The sequence below is a fragment of the Vreelandella piezotolerans genome (assembly GCF_012427705.1).
Classification (GTDB): Bacteria; Pseudomonadota; Gammaproteobacteria; order Pseudomonadales; family Halomonadaceae; genus Vreelandella; species Vreelandella piezotolerans.
The window spans coordinates 1983610-2009484 of record NZ_CP048602.1 but is presented as its reverse complement, the minus strand read 5'-3'; the positions used below and the strand labels follow the sequence as shown (position 1 = coordinate 2009484).

23 protein-coding genes are annotated in these 25875 nt (G+C 58.2%); 7 read left to right on the top strand and 16 right to left on the bottom strand.

Annotated elements, in window-relative coordinates; genetic code table 11:
- The 3 genes from GYM47_RS09250 to GYM47_RS09240 are packed head-to-tail and all read right to left on the bottom strand — an operon-like array spanning window position 1 to window position 2631.
- Window positions 1-213, bottom strand: coding sequence for a hypothetical protein (locus tag GYM47_RS09250; protein WP_153843368.1), 213 nt, complete (start codon window positions 211-213; stop codon window positions 1-3).
- A complete protein-coding gene (locus GYM47_RS09245; protein ID WP_153843367.1) occupies window positions 203-2260 on the bottom strand; it encodes a 3'-5' exonuclease in 2058 nt (685 codons plus the stop codon). The genes GYM47_RS09250 and GYM47_RS09245 overlap by 11 nt, the downstream gene beginning before the upstream one ends.
- On the bottom strand, window positions 2257-2631 hold the full coding sequence (locus tag GYM47_RS09240) for a response regulator transcription factor (protein ID WP_139527410.1): 375 nt from the start codon (window positions 2629-2631) through the stop codon (window positions 2257-2259). The genes GYM47_RS09245 and GYM47_RS09240 overlap by 4 nt, the downstream gene beginning before the upstream one ends.
- Before the next feature lie 137 nt (window positions 2632-2768).
- On the opposite strand from GYM47_RS09240, the gene GYM47_RS09235 reads away from it, so the two are divergent.
- Entirely contained in the window at window positions 2769-3860 is a 1092-nt protein-coding gene (locus GYM47_RS09235) for a tRNA-queuosine alpha-mannosyltransferase domain-containing protein (protein ID WP_153843399.1), read from the top strand.
- On the opposite strand, the gene GYM47_RS09230 is transcribed toward GYM47_RS09235, so the two are convergent.
- The 13 genes from GYM47_RS09230 to GYM47_RS09170 form a co-directional block, all read right to left on the bottom strand.
- Complete coding sequence (locus GYM47_RS09230) at window positions 3806-4894, bottom strand: hypothetical protein (RefSeq protein ID WP_153843366.1); 1089 nt, start codon at window positions 4892-4894, stop codon at window positions 3806-3808. The two genes, GYM47_RS09235 and GYM47_RS09230, sit on opposite strands and share 55 nt — an antisense overlap.
- Before the next feature lie 26 nt (window positions 4895-4920).
- On the bottom strand, window positions 4921-5559 hold the full coding sequence (nth, locus tag GYM47_RS09225; RefSeq protein ID WP_139527415.1) for an endonuclease III: 639 nt from the start codon (window positions 5557-5559) through the stop codon (window positions 4921-4923).
- 15 nt (window positions 5560-5574) lie between these two features.
- Window positions 5575-6276 (bottom strand): electron transport complex subunit E, encoded by a 702-nt coding sequence (locus GYM47_RS09220; RefSeq protein WP_153843365.1) that lies wholly within the window; start codon window positions 6274-6276, stop codon window positions 5575-5577.
- Complete coding sequence (rsxG, locus tag GYM47_RS09215) at window positions 6273-6899, bottom strand: electron transport complex subunit RsxG (protein WP_153843364.1); 627 nt, start codon at window positions 6897-6899, stop codon at window positions 6273-6275. Before rsxG ends, GYM47_RS09220 begins: the two co-directional genes overlap by 4 nt.
- On the bottom strand, window positions 6896-7927 hold the full coding sequence (locus GYM47_RS09210) for an RnfABCDGE type electron transport complex subunit D (RefSeq protein WP_153843363.1): 1032 nt from the start codon (window positions 7925-7927) through the stop codon (window positions 6896-6898). The genes rsxG and GYM47_RS09210 overlap by 4 nt, the downstream gene beginning before the upstream one ends.
- Window positions 7924-9585 carry an electron transport complex subunit RsxC gene (gene rsxC, locus GYM47_RS09205; RefSeq protein WP_153843362.1) on the bottom strand — a complete coding sequence of 554 codons (1662 nt, stop codon included), beginning with the start codon at window positions 9583-9585 and terminating at the stop codon, window positions 7924-7926. Before rsxC ends, GYM47_RS09210 begins: the two co-directional genes overlap by 4 nt.
- A complete protein-coding gene (gene rsxB, locus GYM47_RS09200) occupies window positions 9572-10153 on the bottom strand; it encodes an electron transport complex subunit RsxB (RefSeq protein WP_153843361.1) in 582 nt (193 codons plus the stop codon). Before rsxB ends, rsxC begins: the two co-directional genes overlap by 14 nt.
- Window positions 10154-10158: 5 nt before the next feature.
- A complete protein-coding gene (gene rsxA / locus GYM47_RS09195; RefSeq protein ID WP_139527427.1) occupies window positions 10159-10740 on the bottom strand; it encodes an electron transport complex subunit RsxA in 582 nt (193 codons plus the stop codon).
- Window positions 10737-12326: a sensor domain-containing diguanylate cyclase gene (locus GYM47_RS09190; protein WP_153843360.1), complete on the bottom strand. Its 1590-nt coding sequence runs from the start codon at window positions 12324-12326 to the stop codon at window positions 10737-10739. Before GYM47_RS09190 ends, rsxA begins: the two co-directional genes overlap by 4 nt.
- Before the next feature lie 117 nt (window positions 12327-12443).
- Complete coding sequence (metG, locus tag GYM47_RS09185) at window positions 12444-14480, bottom strand: methionine--tRNA ligase (protein WP_153843359.1); 2037 nt, start codon at window positions 14478-14480, stop codon at window positions 12444-12446.
- Window positions 14481-14585: 105 nt separating this feature from the next.
- Window positions 14586-14867: a hypothetical protein gene (locus GYM47_RS09180; RefSeq protein ID WP_139527432.1), complete on the bottom strand. Its 282-nt coding sequence runs from the start codon at window positions 14865-14867 to the stop codon at window positions 14586-14588.
- 103 nt (window positions 14868-14970) lie between these two features.
- Window positions 14971-16152, bottom strand: coding sequence for a 1-acyl-sn-glycerol-3-phosphate acyltransferase (locus GYM47_RS09175; protein WP_139527434.1), 1182 nt, complete (start codon window positions 16150-16152; stop codon window positions 14971-14973).
- Window positions 16153-16209: 57 nt separating this feature from the next.
- A complete protein-coding gene (locus GYM47_RS09170; protein ID WP_153843358.1) occupies window positions 16210-17148 on the bottom strand; it encodes a recombination-associated protein RdgC in 939 nt (312 codons plus the stop codon).
- Window positions 17149-17314: 166 nt separating this feature from the next.
- On the opposite strand from GYM47_RS09170, the gene GYM47_RS09165 reads away from it, so the two are divergent.
- The 6 genes from GYM47_RS09165 to cmk all read left to right on the top strand — a co-directional run bounded on the left by GYM47_RS09165 (window position 17315) and on the right by cmk (window position 25762).
- The gene (locus GYM47_RS09165) at window positions 17315-17749 is read left to right on the top strand and encodes an acyl-CoA thioesterase (RefSeq protein WP_153843357.1); all 435 of its coding nucleotides are present in this window, start codon (window positions 17315-17317) and stop codon (window positions 17747-17749) included.
- A gap of 165 nt (window positions 17750-17914) precedes the next feature.
- Entirely contained in the window at window positions 17915-20614 is a 2700-nt protein-coding gene (gene gyrA / locus GYM47_RS09160; protein WP_139527440.1) for a DNA gyrase subunit A, read from the top strand.
- Window positions 20598-21701 (top strand): 3-phosphoserine/phosphohydroxythreonine transaminase, encoded by a 1104-nt coding sequence (gene serC, locus GYM47_RS09155; protein ID WP_153843356.1) that lies wholly within the window; start codon window positions 20598-20600, stop codon window positions 21699-21701. Before gyrA ends, serC begins: the two co-directional genes overlap by 17 nt.
- 5 nt (window positions 21702-21706) lie before the next feature.
- A complete protein-coding gene (gene pheA / locus GYM47_RS09150) occupies window positions 21707-22798 on the top strand; it encodes a prephenate dehydratase (protein ID WP_139527444.1) in 1092 nt (363 codons plus the stop codon).
- Window positions 22799-22800: 2 nt separating this feature from the next.
- Complete coding sequence (locus GYM47_RS09145; RefSeq protein ID WP_153843398.1) at window positions 22801-25083, top strand: bifunctional prephenate dehydrogenase/3-phosphoshikimate 1-carboxyvinyltransferase; 2283 nt, start codon at window positions 22801-22803, stop codon at window positions 25081-25083.
- Window positions 25073-25762, top strand: a complete 690-nt coding sequence (cmk, locus tag GYM47_RS09140; RefSeq protein ID WP_139527446.1) for a (d)CMP kinase — start codon at window positions 25073-25075, stop codon at window positions 25760-25762. Before GYM47_RS09145 ends, cmk begins: the two co-directional genes overlap by 11 nt.
- Window positions 25763-25875: the final 113 nt, after the last annotated feature.

Sequence of the window (25875 nt, the reverse complement as noted above, 5' to 3'; positions counted from 1 at the left end):
TCATGGTTGCTTGGGGCGTTTTGCCAGCCAGGCAGCCAGGCCAATCACCCACCCCCAAGCCAAGAAGAGATAGAGCGGTAGCCAGCCCAGTATACCAGGCAACCGATCGACTATAAGTAAGATGGGCGGGCTGAATAAAAACAGCGCCAGCAGCCCCAGGGCGAAGCGACGCGCCTGCTGCCGAGGGTGAGGGGCAGGTGCATTATGGCGCACTGGCGTCTTCCTTATCGAACGCATTGGCCTGGAGGGCCAGCAGCTCTTCTAGCGTGTCGATACCGCGGGCTTCCAAGCGGGGCAAGAGGGCTAGCCAAAGCTCGGCGGTGACACGAGCATCGCCCAGTGCGGTATGCCGGGTGTTGGGCGGAAAATGTAAATCATAACGCCTGGCTAACGTATCCAGGTCGTGTCCATCCAGCGCTTCATCTAGCGCTTTGGAGATCAGCAGCGTGTCCAGCACGGGGATGTCGAAATGAACGCCGTGCCCGCTGATGGCCAACATGTCGAATGCCGCATTATGAGCGAGCATGACGGCGTCCCCTACGTAATCCCGGAACTGACCCAATACGGTGTGAAGCGGTTCTGCATCCGCTACGTCCGCATCGGTAATGCCATGAATGACGGTGCTGGCGGCGGGAATGGGCCGTTGGGGATCGACGTAGTGATCGAACGCGTCGCTTGCCAATAAGCGGCCATTGACGATGCGACAAGCGCCAAGGCTTACCACCGTGTCTCCCCGGCGTAGCTCGAGGCCAGTGGTTTCGGTATCGAACGCCACGATCTCCAAGCAGCGTAGCGCCCGATGGGCGAGGGCTTCGTCGGGCGCAGGTAGCTGTGCGATACCAAAATCATGAAATTCCGGACGAGGGGGAGCCATCTCTCTTGGCGCGTGAGTTTGTGTAATCGCGGGTAGCGGGAGTCGCAGTCGAGCATGGCACTTATCCGCATCGGCTACGCTCCAAATATCTGTAGCGTGCTGACGCAGAATATCGGCCACCGCCGGGCCAAGTGGTAGCGTGTTCAAGATCGTATCTCGCCAAACGCTGAGTTCGCCTTCAGGAACGGGCGCGCCCTGCCACATCAAGTCAACGTAGGCACGTTTCGGTTGAAGCGAGATTTCTCCTTCAAAGCCACGGGTAGGCAAGTGGCAGCGAAGATGGTCCACCAATGATGCGAAGAGTTCGATCAGTGCCGGGGCATCCCCTTTGAACCAAGCGGGAACACCAATCGGTGTAATCAAACGGTGGGCTGGGTCGAGACGCTCATCCAGCGCCTGCCAGAAGTCATTGGACCAAATGGGCCGCAAGCGTTCACCGTGATACTGAAGATCATCCAGTAGCGTGGCGAACTCAGCCACGTGCTGATTCAGTGCTTGGCTCTCATCGTGCATGACCCCCTCTAAGCGTGTTCGCAGTTCAAGGGGGACGTTCGTGGCGTGGATATGACGCAGCGCGTCGACGGCACTGCTAACGTTGGCGGCATGCTGGCGCAGTGGCGGGAGGCGACGGTTGAGCTCGGCCCGCACGCCCATTTCATTGTTCCAAGTGGTCGTGGCATCGCTACAGGTCACGAGCGTCTCGCGCTCACTGCCGGGAACCCGCCGAATCACCACTTTTACCCAGCGTTGGCCGCAGTGGGTGAGCATTTCACGTGGTGAACCATCGTCGGGCAGTTGTGCCATGGCATTGGCTAGCGTTGCGGTCGGCAGTAGGGCATCCAGGCGCTTCCCCAGCCCTAACCCGGTATTGCCAGTAAAGAACGTTTCGGCGGCTTGATTGAACAGCATCACCCGACGATGCCGATCACACAGCAGCAGTGGTGTTTCCAGTACCTGAAGCAGGGTTTCCAACTCTTGCCGAATACGCGAAGCGCTACGCGCCCCCTCGGCATGGGCGGTGGCGAGCCGCATGCGGTCGGCGCGCCAGCTTTGGCTGACGCGGCGTAGATCAGGGCCTAGCCCTTTTAGCCAACCTTCTGGAGCCTCCTCGTCTTGGGCGTCTGGGTTGGCCACCCACCGGGCCAACTGAGTTTGTAAATGCCGTAAGGGCGCTAATAACCGACGTTCTAACAGTACGCCCATCAGGCACAATGTCATACCCCCGGAAAGGCTGCCAAGCCACAGCGCCACACGCGCCAAGCTGGAGAGCGCGATCTGACTATCCAGCCACGCCGCAAACAGCACGCCGCCCAGCAGGCTGATGCCACTGAGAAGCAGCCAAGCACCCACCAGGCGCTGTCGCTTTGGAAGGCCTTTGAACGTCATGTGTCACGCTCGCCAAGCAGTGCTTTGACTTTCTCGACCAATTGGTGGGTCGAGAACGGCTTAGTAACGTAGTCATCGGCACCCAACGCTAATCCCTTTTCGCGCTCTACTTCCCGCCCATGTGCCGTTAACATGATGACCGGCAGGTGCCGCTCGCGCTCTGAGCGACGCAGCTGTTCCAATACTTCGAAGCCACTGATACCCGGCAGGCTAATGTCTAGCAGCAGCAGGTCGGGAGAGGTGTCGGCAATTCGCTGCAATGCCGTTTCACCGTCGGTAGCGGTAATCACCGTCAGCCCGGCATGGGACATGAGGAACTCGAGGGACAGTAGAATATTCGGTTCATCATCGACCACTAATACATTGGCCATTACGGTTTCCCCAGCGGCGTTAGATGCGCAGTCAGACTGCAAGCGATGATTTAAGTGTATGTAGCGTGAGGCATTCGGCCAAGACGACCTTGGCCGAATGTGACATACGGCGAGGACGTTTCACCGGTAGAGAGATGATGCGCATTTTATTGTTATCGGCTTACGAAGCGGTTAGCCACCGCTATTGGGCAAATACATTGATGGCGGAGGTGACCGAAGTCGAATGGACGCTGCTGAGCTTGCCAGCGCGTCACTTCTCTTGGCGTATTCGTGGCAACCCTTTGAGTTGGTGGTTGAAAGAGCAGGCGACATTGAGCCAGCGCTACGATGTGGTCCTGGCGACTTCCATGGTGGATATCGCCACGTTGGTGGGATTGTTCCCCCACTTAGGACAGGCACGCAAGGTGGTCTATTTTCATGAAAACCAGTTTGCTTACCCGGAATCCAGCGAGCAAATTCCCCGAGTCGAGGCAAAGATGGTCAACCTGTACGCTGCGCTGGCGGCAGATGAGCTGGTATTCAACACGGCCTACAACCGTGACTCCTTTTTCGATGGCGCGCGACGTTTCTTGAAAAAAATGCCGGAGAATCTGCCCGCGGCCCAACCCCTTGAACGTTTGCGGAGAGCGGCCCGCATCGTGCCCGTGCCGATTGCTGCCGCCGGTGGTCGTGCGGTCGTCAACCCCAATCCGCAGCGACTGATTTGGAATCACCGCTGGGAGTATGACAAAAACCCAGAGGATTTCTTCAAGGTACTGTTCAAGCTTAGCGAGCAGCAAGTGCCGTTCGAGTTGGCGGTGTTGGGACAGCAGTTTCGCGAGGTGCCGGGGATTTTCGCCGAGGCCCAGGAGCGTTTGGCGGCACATATCGTTTGCTGGGGGGCACAGCCAGAGGCAGAGTATCGCGCGCTGCTCGAAGGCGGCGGCATCGTCGTGTCGACCACCTGGCATGAGTTCCAAGGATTGGCCATCATGGAAGCCACCCAACGAGGTGCCACGCCGCTAGTGCCGGACCGGCTTTGCTTCCCGGAGCTTTACCCAAATGAATATCGCTATGATGGCACGCAAGAGGGGCTGTTTCATCGTTTAAAAGCGTGGTTATTGGATCCGACGTGCCAGCCTGCGCCGCTTGACACGTGCTCCTGGGAGTGGCCGCAGTGGCAAGCCGTATATCGTCAACTGCTGATGCAAGGGGCGTCGAGTGACTCCATGCGCCGGGTGGGCCAGTGAACGATCGCCGTATGGCGGCGCATCTTGTCGGCAAGCCCAGGGTGATGATCACGAATCACCTGCTCGGCAAAATTCGATAAAAATCGCGATTTCAATACGGCCCTCGCACGGTCCACACCGCTATCTTGATAAGGCGTTGACGCCAAAAGCATAAAACCGTCCTTGGGAATTCGCCCCGCACGCATGTTGGCCTCGATAATGCTTGCGGCGGTCGACAATGGGGCCGCCAGGTCTGGTCCGTAGGGACCGATGATCAACGCGGTGTTAGGTAGGTGCAAGAAGTCGAAGCCGCGTCCAATGCAGATGACCCACTCGCGATGCTCGATTTCGAGCTCTCGGGTCACGCCGCTTAGCTCGCTTACATGGGCCATGTTGCCCAGCAGCAGCGGCAGCAGATCTCGTTGAACATCATCAGGCATGTCGGGACAAAGGCTCGCTAACGTGGCATGTAAATCATTCGCTGGTCGATCGATCCAGTCGCGTATATCGAGCACCTCGCCACCTTGGCCGTGAAGAATCATGGCGTCGCTGTCGGTTTCAAAGCCGCACACGAGCGGGTAGACCTGCTGATGGTCGTGGCCAAACAGCTGGCCTGCTTGCTGAGCAATGGCGTACGCGTGGGCTTTGGCCGCGTCGGCATCGCAGTTGAACCCGGCGCACCCCCGTGCGGGATGTCCGCTGGAAAAATGGTAAGTAATCAGCAACAGCGTGGCGCGACCGCTCTGAGTGGCTTGCAAGACAGTCTCGGTGAGCAGCTCGCCGAGATAAGGCCAGCCTAGGTCGAAAATACCGCCTAGATTACGAAACGGTGTGATGATTCCAAGCGGTGTCTGCGTGGCGTGGGGAATATGGATTCGGCCATCCATACATTTCATCACCACAATCGACGTCGGATGCTTGGCCATATAGCGCTGGCGGGCCAGCCAGGCATCGGGGCTGCAAAAACGTTCGGCGTGCTGCCTGGAAAGTTGCAGCAGGGCATCGATACGCTGGGTAATAGGCTGGCGGTAGAGGTCAGCAGTGGTGCTTGGCATGGGACGATCCTGGCGGTGGCATGCCGTTAGGCAAGCTCGGTCTTTTCTTTATAGTCGCACAGATCTTCGATGATACAGCTACCGCAGCGAGGTTTTCGCGCAATGCACGTGTAACGCCCATGTAGTATCAGCCAATGATGGGCGTCTTGCTTGAAGACACTGGGGACATGGCGCAGCAGCTTTCGTTCGACCTCGATGACGTCCTTGCCCTTGGCGATGCCGGTGCGGTTCGATACGCGAAAAATGTGCGTATCCACCGCAATGGTAGGCTGACCAAAGGCCGTATTTAAAATCACATTGGCGGTCTTGCGACCCACCCCGGGGAGCGCCTCAAGCGCTTTGCGAGTTTGCGGGACCTGACCGCCATGCTGGTCGACCAGCAGGTGGCAGGTTTTCATGAGATTGTCTGCCTTGGTATTGAACAGCCCAATGGTTTTGATGTGCTGTTTTAGGCCGTCGATACCTAGTTCGATAATGGCTTGGGGCGTATTGGCGACCGGAAAAAGCCGGGCCGTTGCTTTGTTGACGCCTACGTCGGTGGCTTGGGCGGAAAGCAGTACCGCCGCGAGCAGCTCGAACGGCGTGCTCCAGTTGAGTTCGGTGGTGGGGTGCGGGTTTTCCGCCTGTAGGCGCGCGAAAATCTCATGACGCTTTTGGGCATTCATGGTGTGTTCTCTTGGTTACTTGATGGTGCCGGTCACTCGCACGCGCCGCTCGGCGCGCGGGGTGCTCGTCGTCGGCGCTGCCCGGAAAGCGCGCCGCGCATCCAGCGCATTTTTGAGTGCGATCAAAAGCCCGGCTACGAAGAAAGCGCCAGGCGGCAGAAGGAAAAAGAGAAACTGGTAATCCGCCACCAGGGTGATCTGCCAGTCAGCGGCCACGGGCCCCAACAGCAGCGCCATGTCGCTCAACAGGGTGCCCTGGCCCATGAGCTCGCGAATCGCGCCCATGAGCACCAGCACGGCACCAAACCCCAATCCCATCATCAAACCATCGATCGCCGCGGGCAGCACGGGTTGGCGGGAGGCAAACGCCTCCGCGCGACCCAATATGGCGCAGTTGGTCACGATAAGCGGAATGAAGATGCCTAGTATTTGATACAGCGAATAAACAAACGCGGCCATCAGCAGCTCGGCGCAGGTCACGAAGGCGGCAATCACCATGACGAACGCAGGCAAGCGCACGGCACTGGGCACTTGGTGGCGAATCAGCGAGATCGTCGTGCTGGACCCCACCAGCACCAACAGTGTCGCCAGCGCCAAGCCTAATGCGTTCACTACGCTGGCGCTGACGGCCAGCAGTGGGCATAGCCCGAGTAATTGCACCAGCGCTGGATTGTTCGACCAAAGCCCTTCACGGGCCAGCTCTCTCCATTGGCTCATAGGGCTGACTCCTGCCGGGCGAGCTGTTGGTGATAATAGCGTAACGTATCGTGTACGGCGTTGATCACGGCCCGTGGCGTGATCGTTGCGCCGGTAAAACTGTCGAAGTCGCCGCCCTCTTTACGAACCGCCCAGCCGCTGGGGGATAGGCTTTGTAGGCTCAATCCGTCGAACGATGTGATCCAGTCGCTCCGGGAGCGTTCGATATCGTCGCCAAGCCCTGGCGTCTCTTGATGGTGAGTGACGCGCACACCGGTTATCTCGCCGCTCTGGTCAATGGCTACTAGCAGGCGAATCTCGCCATTATACCCTTGGCGGGTAACGACCGGCAGAATGGTGACGGCGTCGCCGCCTTGCTGCACCCGCCAACCCTCTTGTGGCATCCGGTGGCCCAATAATGAGGGAGCGGGTAACGAAAACGTGCCCTCTAGAACGGTTTGAACCGGTGCCGTGGCCAGTGACGCGGGGAGTACTTCCTGTAGCTGACGATGCTGATAGGCGAGCTGATGCGCGGCAATACGTTCCGCCGTCACGGCGCGGGTGAGGGTGACGCTACCGGCAGTGACGAGGGCAAACAGGCCCAGAGCCAACGCACCGCGTCGCATGGCGTGCTGGGGCGTCATGGCGCGCTCCTCTTGGTGCCGGAGTGAGCGGTAGATTGCCCCACTGGGCGTGGTACGCTGACAGTATCCAGCAGTGGCACGCAGAGGTTCATCAGCAACACCGCAAAAGCGACGGCATCGGGATAACCGCCTAAATGTCGAATCAGGATGATCAGTACCCCAATTCCCGCGCCGTAGAACAGCTTTCCCCGGCGGCTGGTGGCTGACGACACCGGGTCGGTGGCAATGAAAAAGGCGCCAAACAGCGTTGCCCCAGTGACAAGATGAAACAGCGGAGAGGCAAAGTGGCTGGTGTCGCTGGCGTAAAACAGCGCAGAGAGCAGCAGCATGCTGCCCAGCATCGCAACCGGGATATGCCAACTGATCAGCCGCTTGACGATCAATACCAAGCCCCCTATCAGCCATGCCAGGGCGATATTGCGCCAAGCCGCCAACGTGCCTTCTGGAAGTGGCGACGATGCCCAGAACTCACTGGCGAGCACGGCCTCGCCCTTGTGTTTGAAGGCATCGAGTGGCGTAGCGCCGCTGAGTGCATCCAGCGTGGTCATGGGCACGGTTCCTAATATTTGCGGCCATAACGTATCGGACCAGATTGCTTGTGGAGGTGCCCAGAGCGTCATTTGCGTGGGAAACGATACGAGCAGAAGTGCATAACCCACCATTGCAGGGTTGAACGGATTGTGGCCCAAGCCACCGTAAAGTTGCTTGGCAACGACGACGGCGGCGATCACACCCACGCCTATTAGCCACCATGGGCTGGCAGGCGGTAGTGAGGCACCTAGCAAAACCCCGGTGAGCAGGGCGCTGGCGTCATTGAGCGTTGGCCAGACGGGGCGACGGCGTAGTCTCAGAATGAACGCTTCAGCGGCGACGGCCAAAAGCGCCGCGATCAGTACGTTGCTGAGCACCCCGAGTCCAAAATAGAGCGTCATCATCCCGAGACCGGGTAGCATGGCGGCGATGACCCAGCGCATGATATGAGCTGTCGAGGGGGGGGGGCCTAGATGAGAGACGTGCATCATGCTCATGGGGCTTCCTTATACTCACTGGCGGCGCGGGCTTCGGCCAGTCGAGCTTCTGCCGCTTTGAGATTCTCTTGAGCAGTGGCGAGTTGGGTCTCCAAGTCGTCGTGGCGCTGCTGCGGGTCTTCAGCGGCGGCCCGCGCCAATACTTTCTCCGCTTTACGCACGGCCGCTTTTGCAGCCGTTTGAGCAATGCGCAAGCTGCGCAGATCCGCCACGGGGAGGGAGGGCGAGTCCATGGTGCCATTCGCGCTGGGCGACTGTTGGGCAAGGCGAGCCTGGCGGCGCGCTTTCTTCTCTGCCTCTTCTCTGGCCAGCCGTGCCTGACGAAATTCGAAGCGATGTTTGGCGTGTTCCGCTTTGGCGGTCTCGATGCGTTTATGTCGAATGCGCTGTTTCGCCGAGCGATAGTCCTGCACCAGGGGGATCGCGCTCGGGCAAACGTAGCTGCAGGCACCGCACTCGATGCAATCGAACAGATGGTGAGCATCGAGGGCGGTGTCGTTTTGGGCGCGGGCATACCAGTGCAACTGCTGGGGAAGCAATTGAGCAGGACACACGCTTTCACACGCTCCGCAGCGAATGCAGGGGGCTTCCGCTGGCGCTGGCGGCAGCTCCTCTTCTGTGGCAGCAATCAGACAGTTGGTGGTTTTGGTGACGGGAGCGGCCAATGAGGTTAGAGGCGTACCCATCATCGGCCCGCCGACTACCACGCGATGGAGCCGTTCTTGCACTAAGCCCACCTGCTCCAGAAGCGACGCGACCGAGGTGCCTACACGCACCCAGTAGTTGCCAGGATGATCAATGGCATCACCGGTGAGCGTGACGATTCTTTCTACCACAGGCGTCCCGTCGCGAACCGCTTGCAGTGCCGCCATCAGCGTTCCGGGGTTGTGGCACAGCACGCCGATATCGGCAGGTAGACCGCCGCTGGGCACGTCGCGATTCAGCAGTTTTTTGATGAGCTGGCGTTCCCCCCCACTGGGGTAGCGCGTCTCGATGACCTTGAGTGCCACCTTGGCGGGCCGCCCAAGGTCAGCGAGAACGGCTTGGAGCGCTTGACAGGCCTCAGGCTTGTTATCTTCGATACCGACGATGATGTGTGCGGCTCCGCATAGACGGGCTAGCAACTGAGCTCCCTCGAGCACATCCGCCGCATGGTAACGTAGCGTCAGGTCATCGGCGGTAATGTAAGGCTCGCACTCGGCGGCATTGACCACTAGCGTGTCAATCGCGTGCTGCTGGCTGACATTGGCTTTGAGGTAGGTTGGAAAGCCTGCACCGCCCAGGCCCACCAGCCCCGCCTCGTCCAGTCTTGATAGCAGCGCGTCGCAATGGGTGGTGCGCCAATCCAATGGCGGTAGCGTTATCCGGCGATCTTCACCATCGCCTTGAATGACGATGTCGCTATCGGTGATCTCGATCACGGTGCCGCTGATACTGGCGTGCACATTGGCTGAGACCATTCCGTCGCGACGGGCGACCGGCGTGCCTGTGTCGACCGCATCGCCCACGTTCACGCAGGGCAGCGCCGCTTTACCGGTGTGTTGCGACAGCGGTAGCGCGACCACATTGGGCAGCGGTGCGATGCGCAGCGGCGCTCGATTCGAGCGCTCTTTGCGTTCGGGCGGGTAGATGCCGCCTGGAAAGTCATTGGCTCGCATGCACGCTCCTAAGTGGTTGGCGGTCGCTCACGATCGGGTCCCACTGAGTCAGCGGTTTGCGTCGGGGCAGCATATCGATGCAATCCACCGGGCAGGGCGCCACGCAGAGGTCGCAGCCGGTACATTCGTCCTCGATCACCGTATGCATCTGTTTGGCCGCGCCGACAATGGCATCCACCGGGCACGCCTGAATACACTTGGTGCAGCCGATACACTCGGCTTCGCGAATGTAGGCCACCGTATCCTCATCAGTGGCTTCGCCGTCCAGTGGAGCGGGATCACGGCCCAGCAGGTCCGCCAGTGCTTGTATGGTCGTATCGCCCCCGGGAGGGCACTTATTGATGGCGTCGCCCTGATTGATCGCTTCGGCGTAGGGGCGGCAACCGGGGTAGCCACACTGGCCACATTGGGTTTGAGGCAGCAGCGCATCGATGTTCTCGACGAGGGGGTTCTCTTCGCCTTTGAAGCGAGCGCTTGCCATACCCAACAAGGCGCCAAACACGATGCCCAGGCCGGTAAGGACGCCAGCGGCGCTCAGCACGCCCCACCATGAAAAAGGTTCGCTCATGGTCGTTACCCCTGTGCCAATCCAGAAAAACCAAGAAACGCCAGCGACATCAGACTGGCAGTGATCATGGCAATGGCCGCACCGCGAAAGGGTTTGGGCACATCTGCACTGGCCAAGCGTTCGCGCATGGCAGCGAATAGCACCAACACTAGCGAGAAGCCTAACGCCGCGCCTAGACCATACAGCGTGGTATGGAAAAAGCTTAGCTCGCGGTTGAGCGACAGTAGTGCTACGCCTAGCACGGCGCAGTTGGTGGTGATGAGCGGCAGAAATATACCTAATACCTGATGCAATAACGGACTGAGCTGGCGCACCATGATCTCGGTAAATTGCACGACAGCGGCAATCACGACGATGAAACTGATGGTTCGTAAGTAGGTGACGTCCAGCGGAACGAGCAAGCCATGGTAAACCACGTAGCTCGCGGCGGACGCGAGGGTCAAAACGAACGTGGTCGCCAGTGACATGCCCAGAGCCGATTCGAGCTTGTTCGACACGCCCATGAAGGGACAAAGCCCGAGAAACTGGACCAGCACGAAATTGTTCACCAGCGCGGTGGTGATCAGGATGACGAAGAGTTCATTCATGACGGCGTATTTTGCTTCGAAATTGGGCAGCTGACTAGAGACGGCTCGAAGAGGATGACACAGTGGCGACCTTGTGCTTTGGCAAGGTAGAGTGCTTGGTCGGCGGTCGTCATGATGGCGCTGGGGAGTGATGCCTCGCTATCGTCTAGCATGCCAATCCCAACGCTGATGGTGACATGTTCGCAGACCGGGGAGCGTTCATGGCGTAAGTGTAACTGATCCACGGCATCGACCAGCGCGTTGGCAAGTGTCTTGGCGTGCTGTGAGGTGACGCCTGGCAGCAACGCACTGAACTCCTCGCCGCCGGTGCGTGCGATGAAAAAGCCGTGACGGCTTGCCACGTCCTGTAGTGCAGCGGCTACTCGTTTTAAGCATTCGTCGCCTTGTTGATGGCCGTAGCCATCGTTGTAGAGCTTGAAGTGATCGATATCGAGCATCATGACCGCCAGCGGTGCCACCTCCTGCGTGGCTTGATTCACCGCAGCCGTCAAGCGCTGGTCGAACAGCCGCCGATTGGGTAGCTCTGTCAACGCATCGTGGGTGGACATACGCAATAGCTCCGCATTGAGCTGGTGCTGGCAGGCGAGCTGCTCGCGAAATGCCCTGGAAAGGAGACCGATTTCATCGCGACGCTCGGTCAACCCCTCGCTGTCATCGAATTGGCCCGCAAACTGTGTGAACGCAGTGAGCTGGCGCAAAGGCTTCAGCACCATACGTTCTAGCAAAAACAGTACCAAACCAATGACGAGCAGCATCAAACCCGCCGTCCACACCAACAGATAGCGAAACGTAGTAAGGTTTGCCAGGTACTGCACGCGATTGAGTTCTATCGTCAACGACACGGCCTCGGAAGTGCCGTAGGCAGCGAACAAGTGAGAGGCCGTTACCTGATCCCCCGAGAACGTGAGCTCGGTTGAATGGGCAGCGGCAAAGGGCTCGACCTGCAGCGATAGAGAGAGCCCTGTGTAATCCGTCATTCTTTCGAGCCAAGCATCATCCAGGGCGCGGACCTTGAATAGCCAGCCGTTAGGCGGACCGCTCTCGTCGGTGTGGAGTATGTGGCTGGCGGCGACAAGGGCGGGCCACTGTTCGATGTACATGGCCATTGGCGCTACCTGGGTAGCGATGGCCGACTGCATGGTATCGACCCAGGGTGCCATCCACGCGCAGGGACCAACGGCGGCTGTGCAGGTTTGGTAGCGCCCGGTGGTCGGCTCCAACCCCGCCAAGAAATGAACCTCACCTTGTAGCGTAAAGAACGCCATGAGGTGATAGTTCATATCTTCGAACATTTGCTGGCTAAAATTGACCTCGGCGTAGCGAGGATAGCTGCCCTCGATGAACTGGTAGGTGTCATCCCAGTGTGCCCAGTCCTGCGCCTGAGCAAGCAGGCTTTCCTGGTTGAGCTCGAGGCTACGCGTCGCCCGGTCGAGTTCACGCTGCACCGCAGTGCGCTCTTCGGCTTTCAGCGCTGGAAAAATCAGCCATTTGCTGATGGCTGCGAGTGCTACCATGGCCACGATCAATACTCCGCCCAGTACGGCAAAGAAACGAAAACGCAAGGACAAGGAGAAGCGCTGGCCCATAGAGCAGACTCATGTTGTTGTTAATGAATGAAGGCCACTAACGGTGTGAATGAAAGTCCCTTAAAGACGAAAGGGGCAGGCTCATCGCCTTGCCCCTTTCGTCCATGAACGGCGGCGTTACGTTACACGTTGACCTGGTTCCGCGCCAGCGTCCGGTGAGAGCAAATAAATGCCCTCTTTGTTAGCCGAGGCGAGTACCATACCTTCGGAAATGCCAAATCGCATCTTGCGAGGAGCTAGGTTGGCGACCATGACGGTCAGGCGGCCTTCCAACGCTTCGGGCGAGTACGCAGAGCGAATGCCCGAGAAGACGTTGCGGGTTTCGCCGCCCAAATCCAAGGTAAGCTGGAGGAGCTTGTCAGCGCCCTCGACATACTGCGCTTTGGCAATGCGTGCAATACGCAGGTCCACTTGGGCGAACGCGTCAAAGTCGATTTCCGCAGCGATGGGCGTCTCGGCCAGCGGGCCCTTGGGTACGCTTTTCAACTTCTGCTCTTCGACCAGATCCTCTTTCGATGCCTCGATCATTGCATCGATTTTCTCACGCTCGACGCGAGTCATGAGCGGCTTGAATTTGTTGATCGAATGATTGACGAGTACGTTACCACGGCTTCCCCAATCCAGAGTGTCAACATTTATAAACTCGCGTGCCTGCTCTGCCATGGCGGGGACGACGGGTGCCAAGTAGACCATCAGCTGGCGGAACAGATTAATGCCGACCGAGCAGATGTCCAGCACCTCCTGGTCACGTCCCTCTTGCTTGGCCAGCGCCCAGGGCTCTTTTTCAGCAATGTAGGTATTCGCTTCATCGGCCAATTCCATGATTTTACGCATGGCGCGGCTGAATTCGCGGGCTTCGAAATCGGCGGCGATCTCGTCGCCTGCAGCGATGAAACGCGCGACCATTTGCGGCTCGGCGCAATGCGGCGAGAGCGTGCCGCCACCGAGCTTTTTGACGAAACCGGCGCAGCGGCTAGCGATATTCACGACCTTACCCACGAGATCCGAATTCACGCGTGCGGCGAAATCCTCGAGGTTCAAGTCGAGATCATCCACTTTCGAGGTGAGCTTGGCAGCAAAGTAGTAGCGCAGGTACTCAGGATTGAGGTGTTCGGCGTAGGTGGCCGCTTTGATAAAGGTGCCGCGGGACTTCGACATCTTCGCGCCATCGACGGTCAAGAAACCGTGGCAGTTGACCGCGGTGGGAGTACGCAGGTCGGCACCGTGGAGCATGGCGGGCCAGAACAGCGCATGAAAGTAGACGATGTCTTTACCGATGAAGTGGTAGACCTCGGCGTCGGAGTCCTTTTTCCAGAAACGGTCGAAATCGATCCCATCGCGCTCGCATAGGTTTTTGAAACTGGCGAGATAGCCAATCGGAGCGTCGAGCCAGACATAGAAGTACTTGCCTGGGGCGTCGGGGATCTCGAACCCAAAATAGGGTGCGTCGCGGGAAATGTCCCACTCGTTGAAACCGGACTCGAACCACTCCATTAGTTTGTTACGGATTTGCGGCTGCACGTGGCCGTCGTTGATCCACTCCTGTAGAAAATCAGCGAAGTCCGGCAGTTTGAAGAAGTAGTGGGTAGAACTCCGCACCTCGGGCGTTGCACCAGAGATGGCGGACACCGGATTGATCAAGTCTGCTGGCGTGTAGGTCGCGCCGCATTTTTCGCAGTTGTCGCCGTACTGATCGTCCGAATGGCATTTCGGGCAGGTGCCTTTGATGAAGCGGTCAGCAAGAAACAAGCCTTTCTGCGGGTCGAACATCTGCTCGATATCGCGAGTCGCGATATGGCCTTTGTCACGCAGGCGGGTATAGATCAATTCGCTAAAGTGGCGGTTTTCGTCCGAGTGCGTGGAATGATAGTTATCGAACCCTACACCGAAGCGGGCAAAATCTTCCTGATGATCTTGTGAGACGCGCTCGATCAGCGCTTCTGGCGAGATACCTTCCTGCTCGGCACGCAGCATGATCGCCGTGCCGTGCGCATCGTCGGCGCAAACGTAGTAACACCGCTGGCCACGGCTTTTTTGAAAGCGTACCCATATATCTGTTTGGATATACTCCAGCAGGTGACCGAGATGAATGGCGCCATTGGCATAGGGAAGGGCGCTCGTCACCAGAATGTTGCGCGGGGCAGTATTGGACATGGTGAGTGAAAATTCCGGTTAGACAATACAAATAAAGACGGCGAAGGGGAGGTGCTTCGCCGGTAACGTCAGGTTGAAGGCGAATTAGTCGCCAGTAACAACGGCTTAGTAGAGCGCCTGCTCTTCTTGCACCACTTCGCGCAATAGTTCTAAAAACAGTTTATCAGCCTCGGAGTGCTCGGCAGGGTCTTCGGGAATATGCACGCTGGTCGTGTCAGAAATTTCATTGGCAATGCGCGCCATGACGGCTGGGCTGCTGCCTTCGGTGAGCTGCGAACGGGCAATGGCCAAAGACTGCTCGAGAATTTTAGGATCTTGTAGTAGTTTGCGGATAAAGCCGCGTAGCTCATTGATAATACGTGTTTTTTGAATTTCTGATGCGGACATGGGGAGTCTCCTTAAGACCGCGCTTGGCAAAACGACCAAGCGTGACCAATGAATGCCTTGACCATAGCACTTTTTCTACTCGTCAGCATGCGCAGATTGACGGCTAAAGACTCAGCCTGCCTGCCTTGTGTTTCACAGGGTTGGCGTACTGCTCGAGCCAATAGGGACGCAGTGCTTCGGGGACACTGGCCAGGCGCGCCTTGAACCGCTCACGATCCTGTCGAGTAATCGCTTTACGGGCGACCAGCTCGGGTGACTCGCCTAGTGCTTCCAGCGCCAAATAGTGGCTGGGGAAGAGGCGATAGCCGCCAATGACTTGCCGATCGATTTCAGCGGCCACCTCGTCGGGGGTGGCCATGTCGGCACCGACCGGCGTGCCGAATTTGAGCTGGACGCGCCCTTTAGACCCGGTGATGCCTGCTACGATAGAGCGAATGTCTTCAAACTCGCTTTTGGCGTAGCTGCCCTGGTGGGCGATATCGTGCAGCTCTTGGGCTTTTTGCACGTCGCAGGGATCATACTCGTAGCTGATCGAGACCGGCACCAACTTGAGCTCGGCAATGGCGTCACCAAACACCATGTCGCGTTCGGCGTGACGTTTGGCCATGATGAGCATTTTGATGATGGCAGGGTCCGTTCGGTCAATGCCGTTTTTGGCACGGCCTTCGCGCTGAGCCATCCATATGGAGTGGTTGTCTTCGGTAATCGAGTGGCGGATGTACGAAGAGAGCTGCTGATAGGCGGCCAGCATGGCCCGCTTGCCGCGCGCGCTGCGAGGCACGATGAAGCTCTTGTTAAGGCGCATCAGGTCGGTGACATAGGGTTTTTTCAGTAAGTTGTCACCTATGGCGATGCGCACGGTGTCTCGTCCTGCTTCGTAAAGCGCATAATTGACGAAGGCAGGATCCAGTGAAATGTCTCGGTGGTTACCAATGAAGAGGTAAGCGCCGTCATCGTCGAGTTTGTCGAGGCCCGACACATCGAAGGCATCGGTCGTCGTACGGATCATGCGCACCATATAGCTGGCAATGCGCATCTGAAATTCTCGGACGCTGGTCACTCCTTTGACTTCTCTTCGAACGGCATGGCCTGCCAGCGCGCGCGCCAGCGGTGGCGCCCACTTGGCCATGCGGGGCAGCCGGAAGCGGGTTAGCGCATCGAGCAGCTCGCTGTCGCGAGAAAGCCTTTCGAGTACATCGGCTACCTCATGATCCGCATAAGGACGAATGTCGGCCCAGGGGTCATTCGGCGTGTCAGCGTGTGGTGCGTTATTGTGTTGAGTCATGCGATCCGTTGGGTATCTACTAAATAATCGAGTGACGGTATCTGTGCGTATCGTTCGTTAGGCGTCTGATGGAGTCGTCGGTTCCCGCTGAGTTTCGCCACCGAGCCATTCGAGTAGGCGGGATACGTCCTCGGACAATGCCTGTGCCATCAAAATAAAATCGGTTTCCAATCGAGCCAGCGCATCGTCGCCGTCATCGGCATGATCCGCTTCTTCGATGAGCGCGTCGCCAAAGCGTAGCGATTTGAGCGCTAGATCGTCGTGCAGCACGAAGCTTAGACGGCCGTCGAGACTCATCGCCAGTTTGCTGGCTTGGCGCCCGCTTTCGAGAAGCTGTTGAATTTCGTCGCTGTCGAGATCGACCTGGCGCGCGCGCAGTACGCCGTCGTCACCTTTGGCCTTGAGCTCCACTTGGTCGCCAAGCTGGAGGTCGGCAGGGCGGCTGGCCGGGTCGCCAAGCCAAGTAGTCATGGCGCGGATGGGCAACGTTTGGCTACTGAGCGGCGTGACTTTCAAGCTGCCGAGGGTTTCGCGCAGCAGGTCCAGTACATCCTCAGCGCGGCTGCGCGAGCTGGCATTCACGCCAATGAGCTGACGCTTCGTGTCCCACCAGAGGTCGATTTTTTGGCTGCGGACGAAGGCGCGGGGCAAGAGCGCTTCGGTAACTTGCTCTTTGAGTGCCATTTTTTCTTTACGGGTCACTTTACGCCCTTCGCTGGCCTCGATGTCAGCGACCTTTTCATCGACTTCTTCTTTGACGACCGAGGCGGGAAGCAGACGTTCCTGGCGCAAGGCCGAGAGTAGGCGGTGCCCCTGAATCTCATGGACACGCTGGTCGCCGCCTAGCCGTCCGGCAGGAGCCGTCCAGCCCAAGCGGCGTGCATCCGCATTGCCTAGCGGCTTGGCCGCGTGCTCATCCAGTGCATTGGCCAGGGTTTGGCTATCTAGCTCGGGAGCGCCGTGCAGGCGATATAAATGCAGGTGCTTAAACCACATGTCACCGATCCTATGAAAAAGGTGGCACATTATGTCGAAACGCGGCCTTTCCTACCAGCACCTTGGCGCAGCGACTTGCTGTTGCACTAGTTTAAAACTTGTGTTTGATTTGCAAGGTGTTAACGATTCCTTGCCCATTTCCATAAGCAGTGAACAAGAGGATGCTATGTCTGAATCAATTTCCCAAGTTAGTATGCGGGTTCGTGGTTACCATTTGGATGGCTATGGCCATGTCAACAATGCGCGCTACTTGGAGTTCATGGAGGAAGGGCGATGGGCGTTCTTTGACGAACATCCCCGGCTCATTGGGCAGCTTCACAGTGCTGGTCGCGCTTTCGTCGTCGTCAATTTGAACATCGACTATCGCGCGGCGGCCGTGCAAGGGGACGATTTGCAGGTATTCACGGGCATCGTCGACGTGGGTGAGCGAAGTGCGCTCTGCCATCACCGCATCGTTCGATCTGACGGCACCTTGATCGCCCAGGCCGACCTCACCTTCGTTCTGTTGGATGTGAAGGCCAATAAAGCCGCCGCCATCGAAGGGGAGGTGCGCGATGTGTTGCAGGGGATGGTCGTGGCCAAGGAGTCGTTCACGGCCTGAGTGGTAATGGTGGTGTCATCGACTGCCCTTGATGCGTATGCAGTGGTATGATGGTCGGGTATCTGCGCGCCGTCTTCCCGTGCTAAGTCTCGTACGGCAAAAGACGGCATTTTCAAGCGCTTTCAACTCTCGCAGTGCCAATGCAGTGCAAAGGATCTGACTTTCATGGGTGACATCGCCAGAGAAATCTTGCCCGTCAATATTGAAGACGAGCTCAAACAGTCGTACCTCGACTATGCGATGAGTGTCATTATCGGTCGCGCGCTCCCCGACGTGCGCGACGGCCTCAAGCCCGTTCACCGGCGTGTGCTGTTTGCCATGCACGAGCTGGGCAATGACTGGAATAAACCGTACAAAAAGTCGGCGCGTGTCGTCGGCGATGTCATCGGTAAATACCACCCGCACGGAGATAGTGCGGTGTATGACACCATCGTACGCATGGCGCAGCACTTCTCCATGCGTCATGTGCTGGTGGATGGACAAGGTAACTTTGGCTCCATCGACGGTGACAACGCGGCGGCCATGCGTTACACCGAGGTGCGCATGGCGCGTCTAGCCCACGAGCTGCTGGCGGATCTCGAAAAAGACACGGTCGATTGGGTCGATAACTACGACGGCACCGAACGAATCCCAGACGTACTGCCTACGAAAGTTCCCAACCTGTTGATCAACGGGTCGTCGGGCATCGCGGTGGGCATGGCGACGAACATCCCGCCGCACAACATGCGGGAAGTGATCGACGGTTGCTTGGCGCTCATCGACGACTACACGCTCTCGGTGGATGATCTGATGCAATACATCCCCGGTCCTGATTTCCCCACCGGGGGGATCATCAACGGGCGTGCGGGCATTCTCGATGCTTACCGCACTGGCCGTGGACGTATTTACGTGCGCGCGTGCCACACCATCGAGCACGACGATAAAACCGGCCGTGACCATATCATCATCACCGAGCTGCCGTATCAGGTGAACAAGGCGCGGCTGATCGAGAAAATTGCCGAGCTGGTCAAAGAGAAGAAAATCGACGGCATCGCCGAGCTGCGTGACGAGTCAGACAAGGATGGCCTGCGCGTGGTGATCGAAATCAAGCGCGGTGAGTCCGGCGAAGTCGTCGTCAATAACCTGTTTGCGCAAACTCAGCTTCAGAACGTGTTTGGCATCAACATGGTGGCGCTTGAGAATGGCCAGCCGCGTACGCTCAATCTCAAAGAGATGCTCGAGGCGTTCATTCGCCATCGCCGCGAGGTCGTCACCCGCAGGACGCTTTTCGAGCTCAAGAAAGCCCGTGAGCGTGGTCATCTGTTGGAAGGCCTAGCCGTGGCCATCTCCAACATCGATGAGGTCATCGAGCTGATCAAGGCCTCTCCCAATGCCGCTGAAGCGCGTGAAAAGCTGCTGGCGAAGGTGTGGCGGCCCGGGCAGGTGACGGCCATGCTGGAGCGCGCTGGCGCGACTTCCTGTAAGCCAGAAGAGTTGGAAGAGGGCTTTGGCCTCAACCCCTCGGCCACGGAATATCGGCTCTCGCCCGCCCAGGCGCAGGCCATTCTAGAGCTTCGCCTACACCGTTTGACCGGGCTGGAAACCGAGAAGCTGCTCGATGAGTATCTCTCCATCCTCGAAAAGATCGCCGAGTTTACCGAGATTTTGGCCTCCGCCGATCGCCTGATGGAAGTGATCCGCGAAGAGCTACATGCAGTGCGTGATCAGTTCGGGGACGATCGCCGCACGGAGATCCAGGCAAGCCACTTGGATCTTTCCATCGAAGATTTGATTGCCGAAGAGGACATGGTCGTCACCGTTTCCCGCTCGGGCTATGCGAAGACGCAACCGCTATCGGATTATCAGGCGCAGCGCCGCGGCGGTCGTGGTAAGTCGGCGACATCCATGAAAGACGAAGACGTCATCGAGCACCTGCTGGTGGCCTCGACCCACGACACCGTGCTGCTCTTCTCCAACCGTGGCAAGGTGTACTGGCTGAAAGTGTACGAAATGCCGAATGCCAGCCGTGGCTCCCGTGGTAAACCGTTGGTCAACATGCTGCCGCTGGAAGAGGGCGAGTCGGTCAACGCCATTTTGCCGGTGCGCGACTATGACCCCGAGCACTACATCTTCTTCGCTACAGCCAATGGCACGGTGAAGCGTACCAGCCTCGAACAGTTCTCCCGTCCGCGCAGCGTTGGTTTGATTGCGATCGATCTTGAAGAGGGCGACCGTTTGGTGGGGGCGGCGATTACGTCGGGCTCCGATCACGCGATGCTGCTCTCTTCCAACGGTAAAGCGATCCGTTTCGAAGAGGGTAACGTGCGCGCTATGGGCCGTACCGCTCGCGGCGTGCGTGGCATGCGTCTCGCCGATGAGGCGGAAGTGATCAGCCTGATCATTCCCAAGAGTCAGCAGATCGATGCCGAAGCCGATACCGACGCAGATGTGGATGCCCCAGAAGAAGCCCTTGCTTCAAGCGAAAGCGAGGGCCAGATATATATCCTGACGGCCAGTGAGAATGGATACGGCAAGCGTACACGCCTCGAAGAGTTCCCGCTGCGCGGCCGGGGTGGACAAGGCGTCATCGCCATGCAAACCAGTGAGCGTAACGGCTCGCTAGTGGCGGCGATGCAGGTCTACGACAGCGACGAAATGATGTTGATCACCGATCGTGGTACGTTGGTACGTACCCGCGTAGAGGAGGTCTCCATCACCTCCCGAAACACGCAAGGGGTCATGCTGATTCGTTTGGGGAAAGAAGAGAAATTGGTGAAAACCGTTCGCGTGGACGAGCCTGAAGAGACGGATGACGTAGACACGGGCGAACCAGCAGACGCAGACAATGGCGCACAGGAACCGGGAACCGATGACACGTCATTATAATTTTTGTGCAGGGCCCGCAGCCCTGCCTAGCGCCGTACTCGAGCGCGCCCGTAGCGAGCTGCTGGACTATCAAGGTCGCGGCTTGTCGGTCATGGAGATGAGTCACCGCAGCGACGAGTTCGTTGCGATTGCAGAGCGCGCCGAAGCCGATCTTCGTGACCTGTTAGCCATTCCTAGTCACTACCGCGTGCTCTTTCTTCAAGGCGGCGCGAGCATGCAGTTCTCGATGATTCCGATGAACCTGCTGGGCCAAGGGGGCAGTGCCAATTTCATCCAAACGGGGGTTTGGGGGAAGAAAGCGCTGAATGAGGCCAAGCGACTGGGTTTTGCCTGCCACGTCGCGGCCAGCAGCGAGGCAAATGGGCATACGGCCGTCCCGGGTGAGGAATCACTGACGATCAGCGATGATGCGGCTTACTTGCATTACACCTCCAATGAAACCATTGGAGGGTTGGAGTTCGACTATATCCCGCAGGCGATTCGAGTAGATGGCAACGACGTGCCGCTGGTGTGCGACATGTCGTCGAACATCCTCTCTGGCCCCATTGATGTCAGTGAGTTTGGCGTCATTTATGCGGGCGCTCAGAAGAACATTGGTCCGGCAGGTTTGACCATCGTTTTGGTTCGCGATGACCTGCTGGGAAGCGCGCCCAGCACCATCCCGTCACTATTCGATTATCAACTGCTGGCGGAAGCGGGTTCCATGGTCAACACGCCACCTACTTACGCGTGGTATTTATCGGGCCTTGTTTTTCAATGGTTGAAAAACGATGTGGGTGGCTTGGAAGCGATGGATGCGATGAATCAGCGTAAAGCGCAAAAGCTATACGCCGCGATCGACGGCAGTCGTTTTTACAGCAATCCCATTGCGCGACAGAACCGTTCTCGTATGAACGTACCGTTCGTACTGGCAGATGAACGTCTGGACGCGCTGTTCTTACGGGAGGCCGACGAGGCTGGGCTGCTCAACTTGAAAGGGCATCGTAGCGTAGGCGGCATGCGCGCTAGTTTGTATAACGCCGTTCCCGAAGAGGCGGTCGATGCTTTAATTGCCTTCATGGCGGATTTCGAACAACGAAGAGGCTAACCAACATGTCCGATACGCCGATCCATTTAGACGACTTGCGTCAACGTATCGACCAGTTGGATGGCGATATTCTGCGCTTGATCAGTGAGCGAGCGAACTGTGCTCAGCAGGTCGCTCATGTGAAGCTTGCTCAAGATAAAGATGCCGTCTTCTATCGTCCTGAGCGGGAAGCGCAGGTGCTGCGACGCATCATGGCGCTGAACAAGGGACCGCTGGACTCCGAAGAGATGGCTCGCTTGTTCCGTGAAATCATGTCGGCCTGCCTCGCGCTAGAGCAGCCGGTCAAAGTGGCTTACCTCGGCCCAGAAGGCACATTTACCCAGCAAGCCGCGCTGAAGCACTTTGGTGAAAGCGCGGTCAGCTTGCCCATGGCCGCGATCGACGAAGTGTTTCGTGAAGTGGAAGCGGGCGCGGTGAATTATGGCGTCGTCCCGGTGGAGAACTCCACCGAAGGCGTCGTCAATCATACGCTCGACACCTTCATGGATTCGTCCATCAAAATTTGTGGCGAAGTGGTGCTGCGTATTCATCATCATTTGTTGATCAGCGAAACCACGCGTCAAGACAAAGTATCGCGGATCTATTCGCATCCGCAGTCATTTGGCCAGTGCCGCAAATGGTTGGACGCGCATTATCCCCACGCCGAGCGTGTGCCGGTGTCGTCCAACGCAGAAGCAGCGAAGCTAGTGAAAACCGAGTGGCACAGCGCTGCGATTGCTGGGGACATGGCCGCCAAGCTTTACGGTTTGGAGCGCATCGCCGATAAAATCGAAGACCGTCCGGATAACTCCACGCGCTTTTTGATCATTGGCAATCAAGATATTCCCATGTCGGGTGAAGACAAAACCTCCATCGTCGTGGCCATGCGTAACCAGCCGGGTGCGCTGCACGACCTGTTGGAGCCTTTTCATCGTCATAAGATCGATTTAACGCGTATCGAAACGCGCCCGTCACGTACGGGGGTTTGGAACTACGTTTTCTTCATCGATTTCAAAGGCCACCGCGACGAGCCACAAGTGGCGGCGGTACTAGAAGAGGTGCGTCTGCGCGCATCCGAGCTTCGCGTGTTGGGCTCCTACCCTCAGGGCGTGCTGTGACAGTGTCGGCGCGCTCGAGTAAGCACACTCCCTGCCTCGAATCACGTGTGCTGATAGTGGGTCTTGGATTGATAGGAGGGTCATTGGCCGCTGCGCTTCGCGTCGACGGCTATCAGGGCCATGTCGTGGCCTGCGATCCCAATCCAGATGAGATCGCGCTCGGCATCGAGCTTGGGATCGTCGATTCTGGGGGCACTCGGCTTGACGAGCTGCTCGAAGGCGTCTCAATGGTCGTCCTGGCAGTGCCTGTGCTGGCTATGGAGAGCGTCATGGCCCAGTTGGCCGCGGCGCTCCCTCGTGCGGCTCGCGACGTCGTCATTACCGACGTGGGCAGTACCAAGGCAACGATCCGCGAGTGTGCCGAGCGGGTCTTTGGCAGCATGCCGCCGAACATGGTGCTAGGTCATCCTATCGCAGGGTCCGAAAAGAGCGGTGTGGCGGCGGCCAACCCCACGCTGTATGTGAATCATAAGGTGATTTTGACACCGGAGCCCAACGTCTACGAGCAGGCGCTGATGCGAGTAGAAGCGTTATGGCTGGCCTGTGGCGCGGACGTTCTCCACATGAGTGTGGAGCGCCATGACCAAGTATTGGCGCGCACCAGCCATCTGCCCCACCTGTTGGCCTTTTCCCTGGTGGATACCCTAGCGCGTCAGGATGAGCGGCTGGATATTTTTCGTTATGCCGCAGGCGGGTTCCGAGACTTCACGCGCATTGCGGGCAGCGATCCGGTCATGTGGCGGGATATTTTCATTGCCAACCGAGAGGCAGTGCTATCGTCGCTGGATGATTTTGAGGCCGGTCTAAAGCGTCTGCGTCAAGCCGTGGAGGAGGGGGATAGCGATGCACTCATCGCCACCTTCGACCGGGCCAGTCATGCGCGTCACTATTTCGATACATTATTGAACAAAACCAGTTATCAGGCGGAATATCATATGCAACCACACGGTAAAGTGACTTATCGGGTGCAGCCAGGCGGCAAGGCGCAGGGGCGCTTGCGCGTGCCGGGCGATAAATCCATGTCCCACCGCTCGATCATGCTAGGCGCTCTGGCCGAAGGCGTGACGGAAGTCAAAGGCTTCCTGGAGGGCGAAGATAGTCTGGCCACCTTACAGGCCTTTCGTGAAATGGGGGTGGCCATCGAAGGCCCGCACCAGGGGCGCGTGACCATTCACGGTGTTGGTATGCACGGTCTCAAGGCGCCGGCAGGCCCGCTGTATGTAGGTAACTCTGGCACCGCCATGCGCCTGTTTGCCGGGCTGCTGGCGGGTCAGGCGTTCGATAGCGAATTGACTGGCGATGAGTCGCTAACCAAGCGTCCAATGGGCCGAGTGGCCGACCCGCTGCGCCTGATGGGCGCAATGATCGACACCGCCGAAGGCGGTCGCCCGCCGCTGAAAATCCACGGTGGCAAAGCGCTGAAAGGCATCCACTACGATATGCCCATGGCCAGCGCCCAAGTGAAGTCTTGTCTGCTGCTCGCGGGGCTTTATGCCGAGGGCGAAACCCGTGTGCGTGAGCCGGCGCCGACCCGTGACCATACCGAACGCATGCTCAATGGGTTTGGTTATGAGGTGTCCCGTGAAGGCGATACCTGCTGGCTGCAAGGCGGCGGCCGACTCACTGCAGGGCCCATCGACGTTCCCTCCGATATCTCTTCGGCGACGTTCTTTCTCGTCGCGGCTGCGATTACGCCAGGCTCCGATATCGTTTTGGAGCACGTGGGCATCAATCCGACGCGGATTGGCGTTATCAATATCTTGCAGCTCATGGGCGCTGATTTAACGCTTCAAAACGAGCGCGAAGTGGGAGGCGAGCCGGTTGCCGATATTCGTATTCGTTACGCGCCTTTGAAAGGCATCGATATTCCAGTCGATCAAGTGCCGCTGGCCATCGATGAGTTCCCCGCGCTGTTCATTGCGGCGTCCAATGCGTACGGGACGACGCGCCTGCGCGGCGCAGAAGAGCTTCGCGTGAAGGAGTCCGACCGTATTCAGGCAATGGCTGATGGCCTTGCGGTGCTTGGCGTTGAACATACGGTGGTAGAGGATGGTATCGACATTGTCGGTAACGGCAATGACAGTGGCCCGAGCTATGGCGGTGGTCGTATCGATAGTCTGGGCGATCACCGTATTGCCATGGCGTTTGCCATTGCGTCGCTACGTGCGGGTGCCGAGATCATCATCGATGACTGTGCCAACGTGGCGACCTCGTTCCCCGATTTCGTCGCGCTCGCTCAACGGATTGGGATGAGCGTCGAGGTGGAGGGTGCCAATGACCACTAAGGTACCTGTGCTGACGATCGATGGCCCCGGCGGTGCCGGTAAAGGCACGATTAGCAGCCTCGTGGCCGAGCGGTTGGGTTGGCATCTGCTGGATAGTGGGGCGCTTTATCGTTTGACGGCGCAAGCCGCCGTCAAACATGGCGTCTCGTTGGAGAATGAGGCGGCACTGGCGAGTATCGCGGCATCGTTGGATGTCGAGTTTCCGGTAGAGGATGGCTTGCCTTGCACGCTCTTAGAGGGTGAGGACGTTGGTCGCGCCATCCGTACCGAGCAAGCCGGTGAACGCGCCTCCAAGGTGGCCGCTTTGCCGCAAGTGCGTTCGGCACTGCTCCAGCGCCAGCGCGATTTTTGTCAAGCGCCTGGGCTCGTGGCAGATGGGCGCGATATGGGAACGGTCGTCTTCCCCGATGCCCCCTTGAAGATTTTTTTGACGGCCAGTGCCGAAGAACGGGCACGCAGACGGTATCTACAGTTGCAGGAAGCAGGGGTGGATGCTAGTCTGTCGAGTCTTTTAAAGGAGATTCAGGCACGCGATGCACGCGACACGCAGCGCAGTGTGGCTCCTCTCAAGCCGGCAGACGATGCCATCACGCTTGATACCACGCGCCTGAGCATACCGGAAGTGGTTGATCGGCTGACCGAACTGCTTGCCCAACGCGGCATGGCTGACGGCATTTGATTCTCCCTTGCGGCGTTTTTGGAAAGGTGTCACGACGTGGCAGGGCGACAGCCTCATCTCAGTGAGCCCGGTCAGGTCTAACCAGCGCTAACGCCTCCAAAAGCTGAGTGACA

What these genes read in the sequence shown, in the direction of transcription:
- GYM47_RS09245 (WP_153843367.1), bottom strand. Translation starts at nt 2,260, where the DNA reads ATGACGTTCAAAGGCCTTCCAAAGCGACAGCGCCTGGTGGGTGCTTGG.
- GYM47_RS09240 (WP_139527410.1), bottom strand. Translation starts at nt 2,631, where the DNA reads ATGGCCAATGTATTAGTGGTCGATGATGAACCGAATATTCTACTGTCC.
- GYM47_RS09235 (WP_153843399.1), top strand. Translation starts at nt 2,769, where the DNA reads ATGCGCATTTTATTGTTATCGGCTTACGAAGCGGTTAGCCACCGCTAT.
- GYM47_RS09230 (WP_153843366.1), bottom strand. Translation starts at nt 4,894, where the DNA reads ATGCCAAGCACCACTGCTGACCTCTACCGCCAGCCTATTACCCAGCGT.
- nth (WP_139527415.1), bottom strand. Translation starts at nt 5,559, where the DNA reads ATGAATGCCCAAAAGCGTCATGAGATTTTCGCGCGCCTACAGGCGGAA.
- GYM47_RS09220 (WP_153843365.1), bottom strand. Translation starts at nt 6,276, where the DNA reads ATGAGCCAATGGAGAGAGCTGGCCCGTGAAGGGCTTTGGTCGAACAAT.
- rsxG (WP_153843364.1), bottom strand. Translation starts at nt 6,899, where the DNA reads ATGACGCCCCAGCACGCCATGCGACGCGGTGCGTTGGCTCTGGGCCTG.
- GYM47_RS09210 (WP_153843363.1), bottom strand. Translation starts at nt 7,927, where the DNA reads ATGAGCATGATGCACGTCTCTCATCTAGGCCCCCCCCCCTCGACAGCT.
- rsxC (WP_153843362.1), bottom strand. Translation starts at nt 9,585, where the DNA reads ATGCGAGCCAATGACTTTCCAGGCGGCATCTACCCGCCCGAACGCAAA.
- rsxB (WP_153843361.1), bottom strand. Translation starts at nt 10,153, where the DNA reads ATGAGCGAACCTTTTTCATGGTGGGGCGTGCTGAGCGCCGCTGGCGTC.
- rsxA (WP_139527427.1), bottom strand. Translation starts at nt 10,740, where the DNA reads ATGAATGAACTCTTCGTCATCCTGATCACCACCGCGCTGGTGAACAAT.
- GYM47_RS09190 (WP_153843360.1), bottom strand. Translation starts at nt 12,326, where the DNA reads ATGGGCCAGCGCTTCTCCTTGTCCTTGCGTTTTCGTTTCTTTGCCGTA.
- metG (WP_153843359.1), bottom strand. Translation starts at nt 14,480, where the DNA reads ATGTCCAATACTGCCCCGCGCAACATTCTGGTGACGAGCGCCCTTCCC.
- GYM47_RS09180 (WP_139527432.1), bottom strand. Translation starts at nt 14,867, where the DNA reads ATGTCCGCATCAGAAATTCAAAAAACACGTATTATCAATGAGCTACGC.
- GYM47_RS09175 (WP_139527434.1), bottom strand. Translation starts at nt 16,152, where the DNA reads ATGACTCAACACAATAACGCACCACACGCTGACACGCCGAATGACCCC.
- GYM47_RS09170 (WP_153843358.1), bottom strand. Translation starts at nt 17,148, where the DNA reads ATGTGGTTTAAGCACCTGCATTTATATCGCCTGCACGGCGCTCCCGAG.
- GYM47_RS09165 (WP_153843357.1), top strand. Translation starts at nt 17,315, where the DNA reads ATGTCTGAATCAATTTCCCAAGTTAGTATGCGGGTTCGTGGTTACCAT.
- gyrA (WP_139527440.1), top strand. Translation starts at nt 17,915, where the DNA reads ATGGGTGACATCGCCAGAGAAATCTTGCCCGTCAATATTGAAGACGAG.
- serC (WP_153843356.1), top strand. Translation starts at nt 20,598, where the DNA reads ATGACACGTCATTATAATTTTTGTGCAGGGCCCGCAGCCCTGCCTAGC.
- pheA (WP_139527444.1), top strand. Translation starts at nt 21,707, where the DNA reads ATGTCCGATACGCCGATCCATTTAGACGACTTGCGTCAACGTATCGAC.
- cmk (WP_139527446.1), top strand. Translation starts at nt 25,073, where the DNA reads ATGACCACTAAGGTACCTGTGCTGACGATCGATGGCCCCGGCGGTGCC.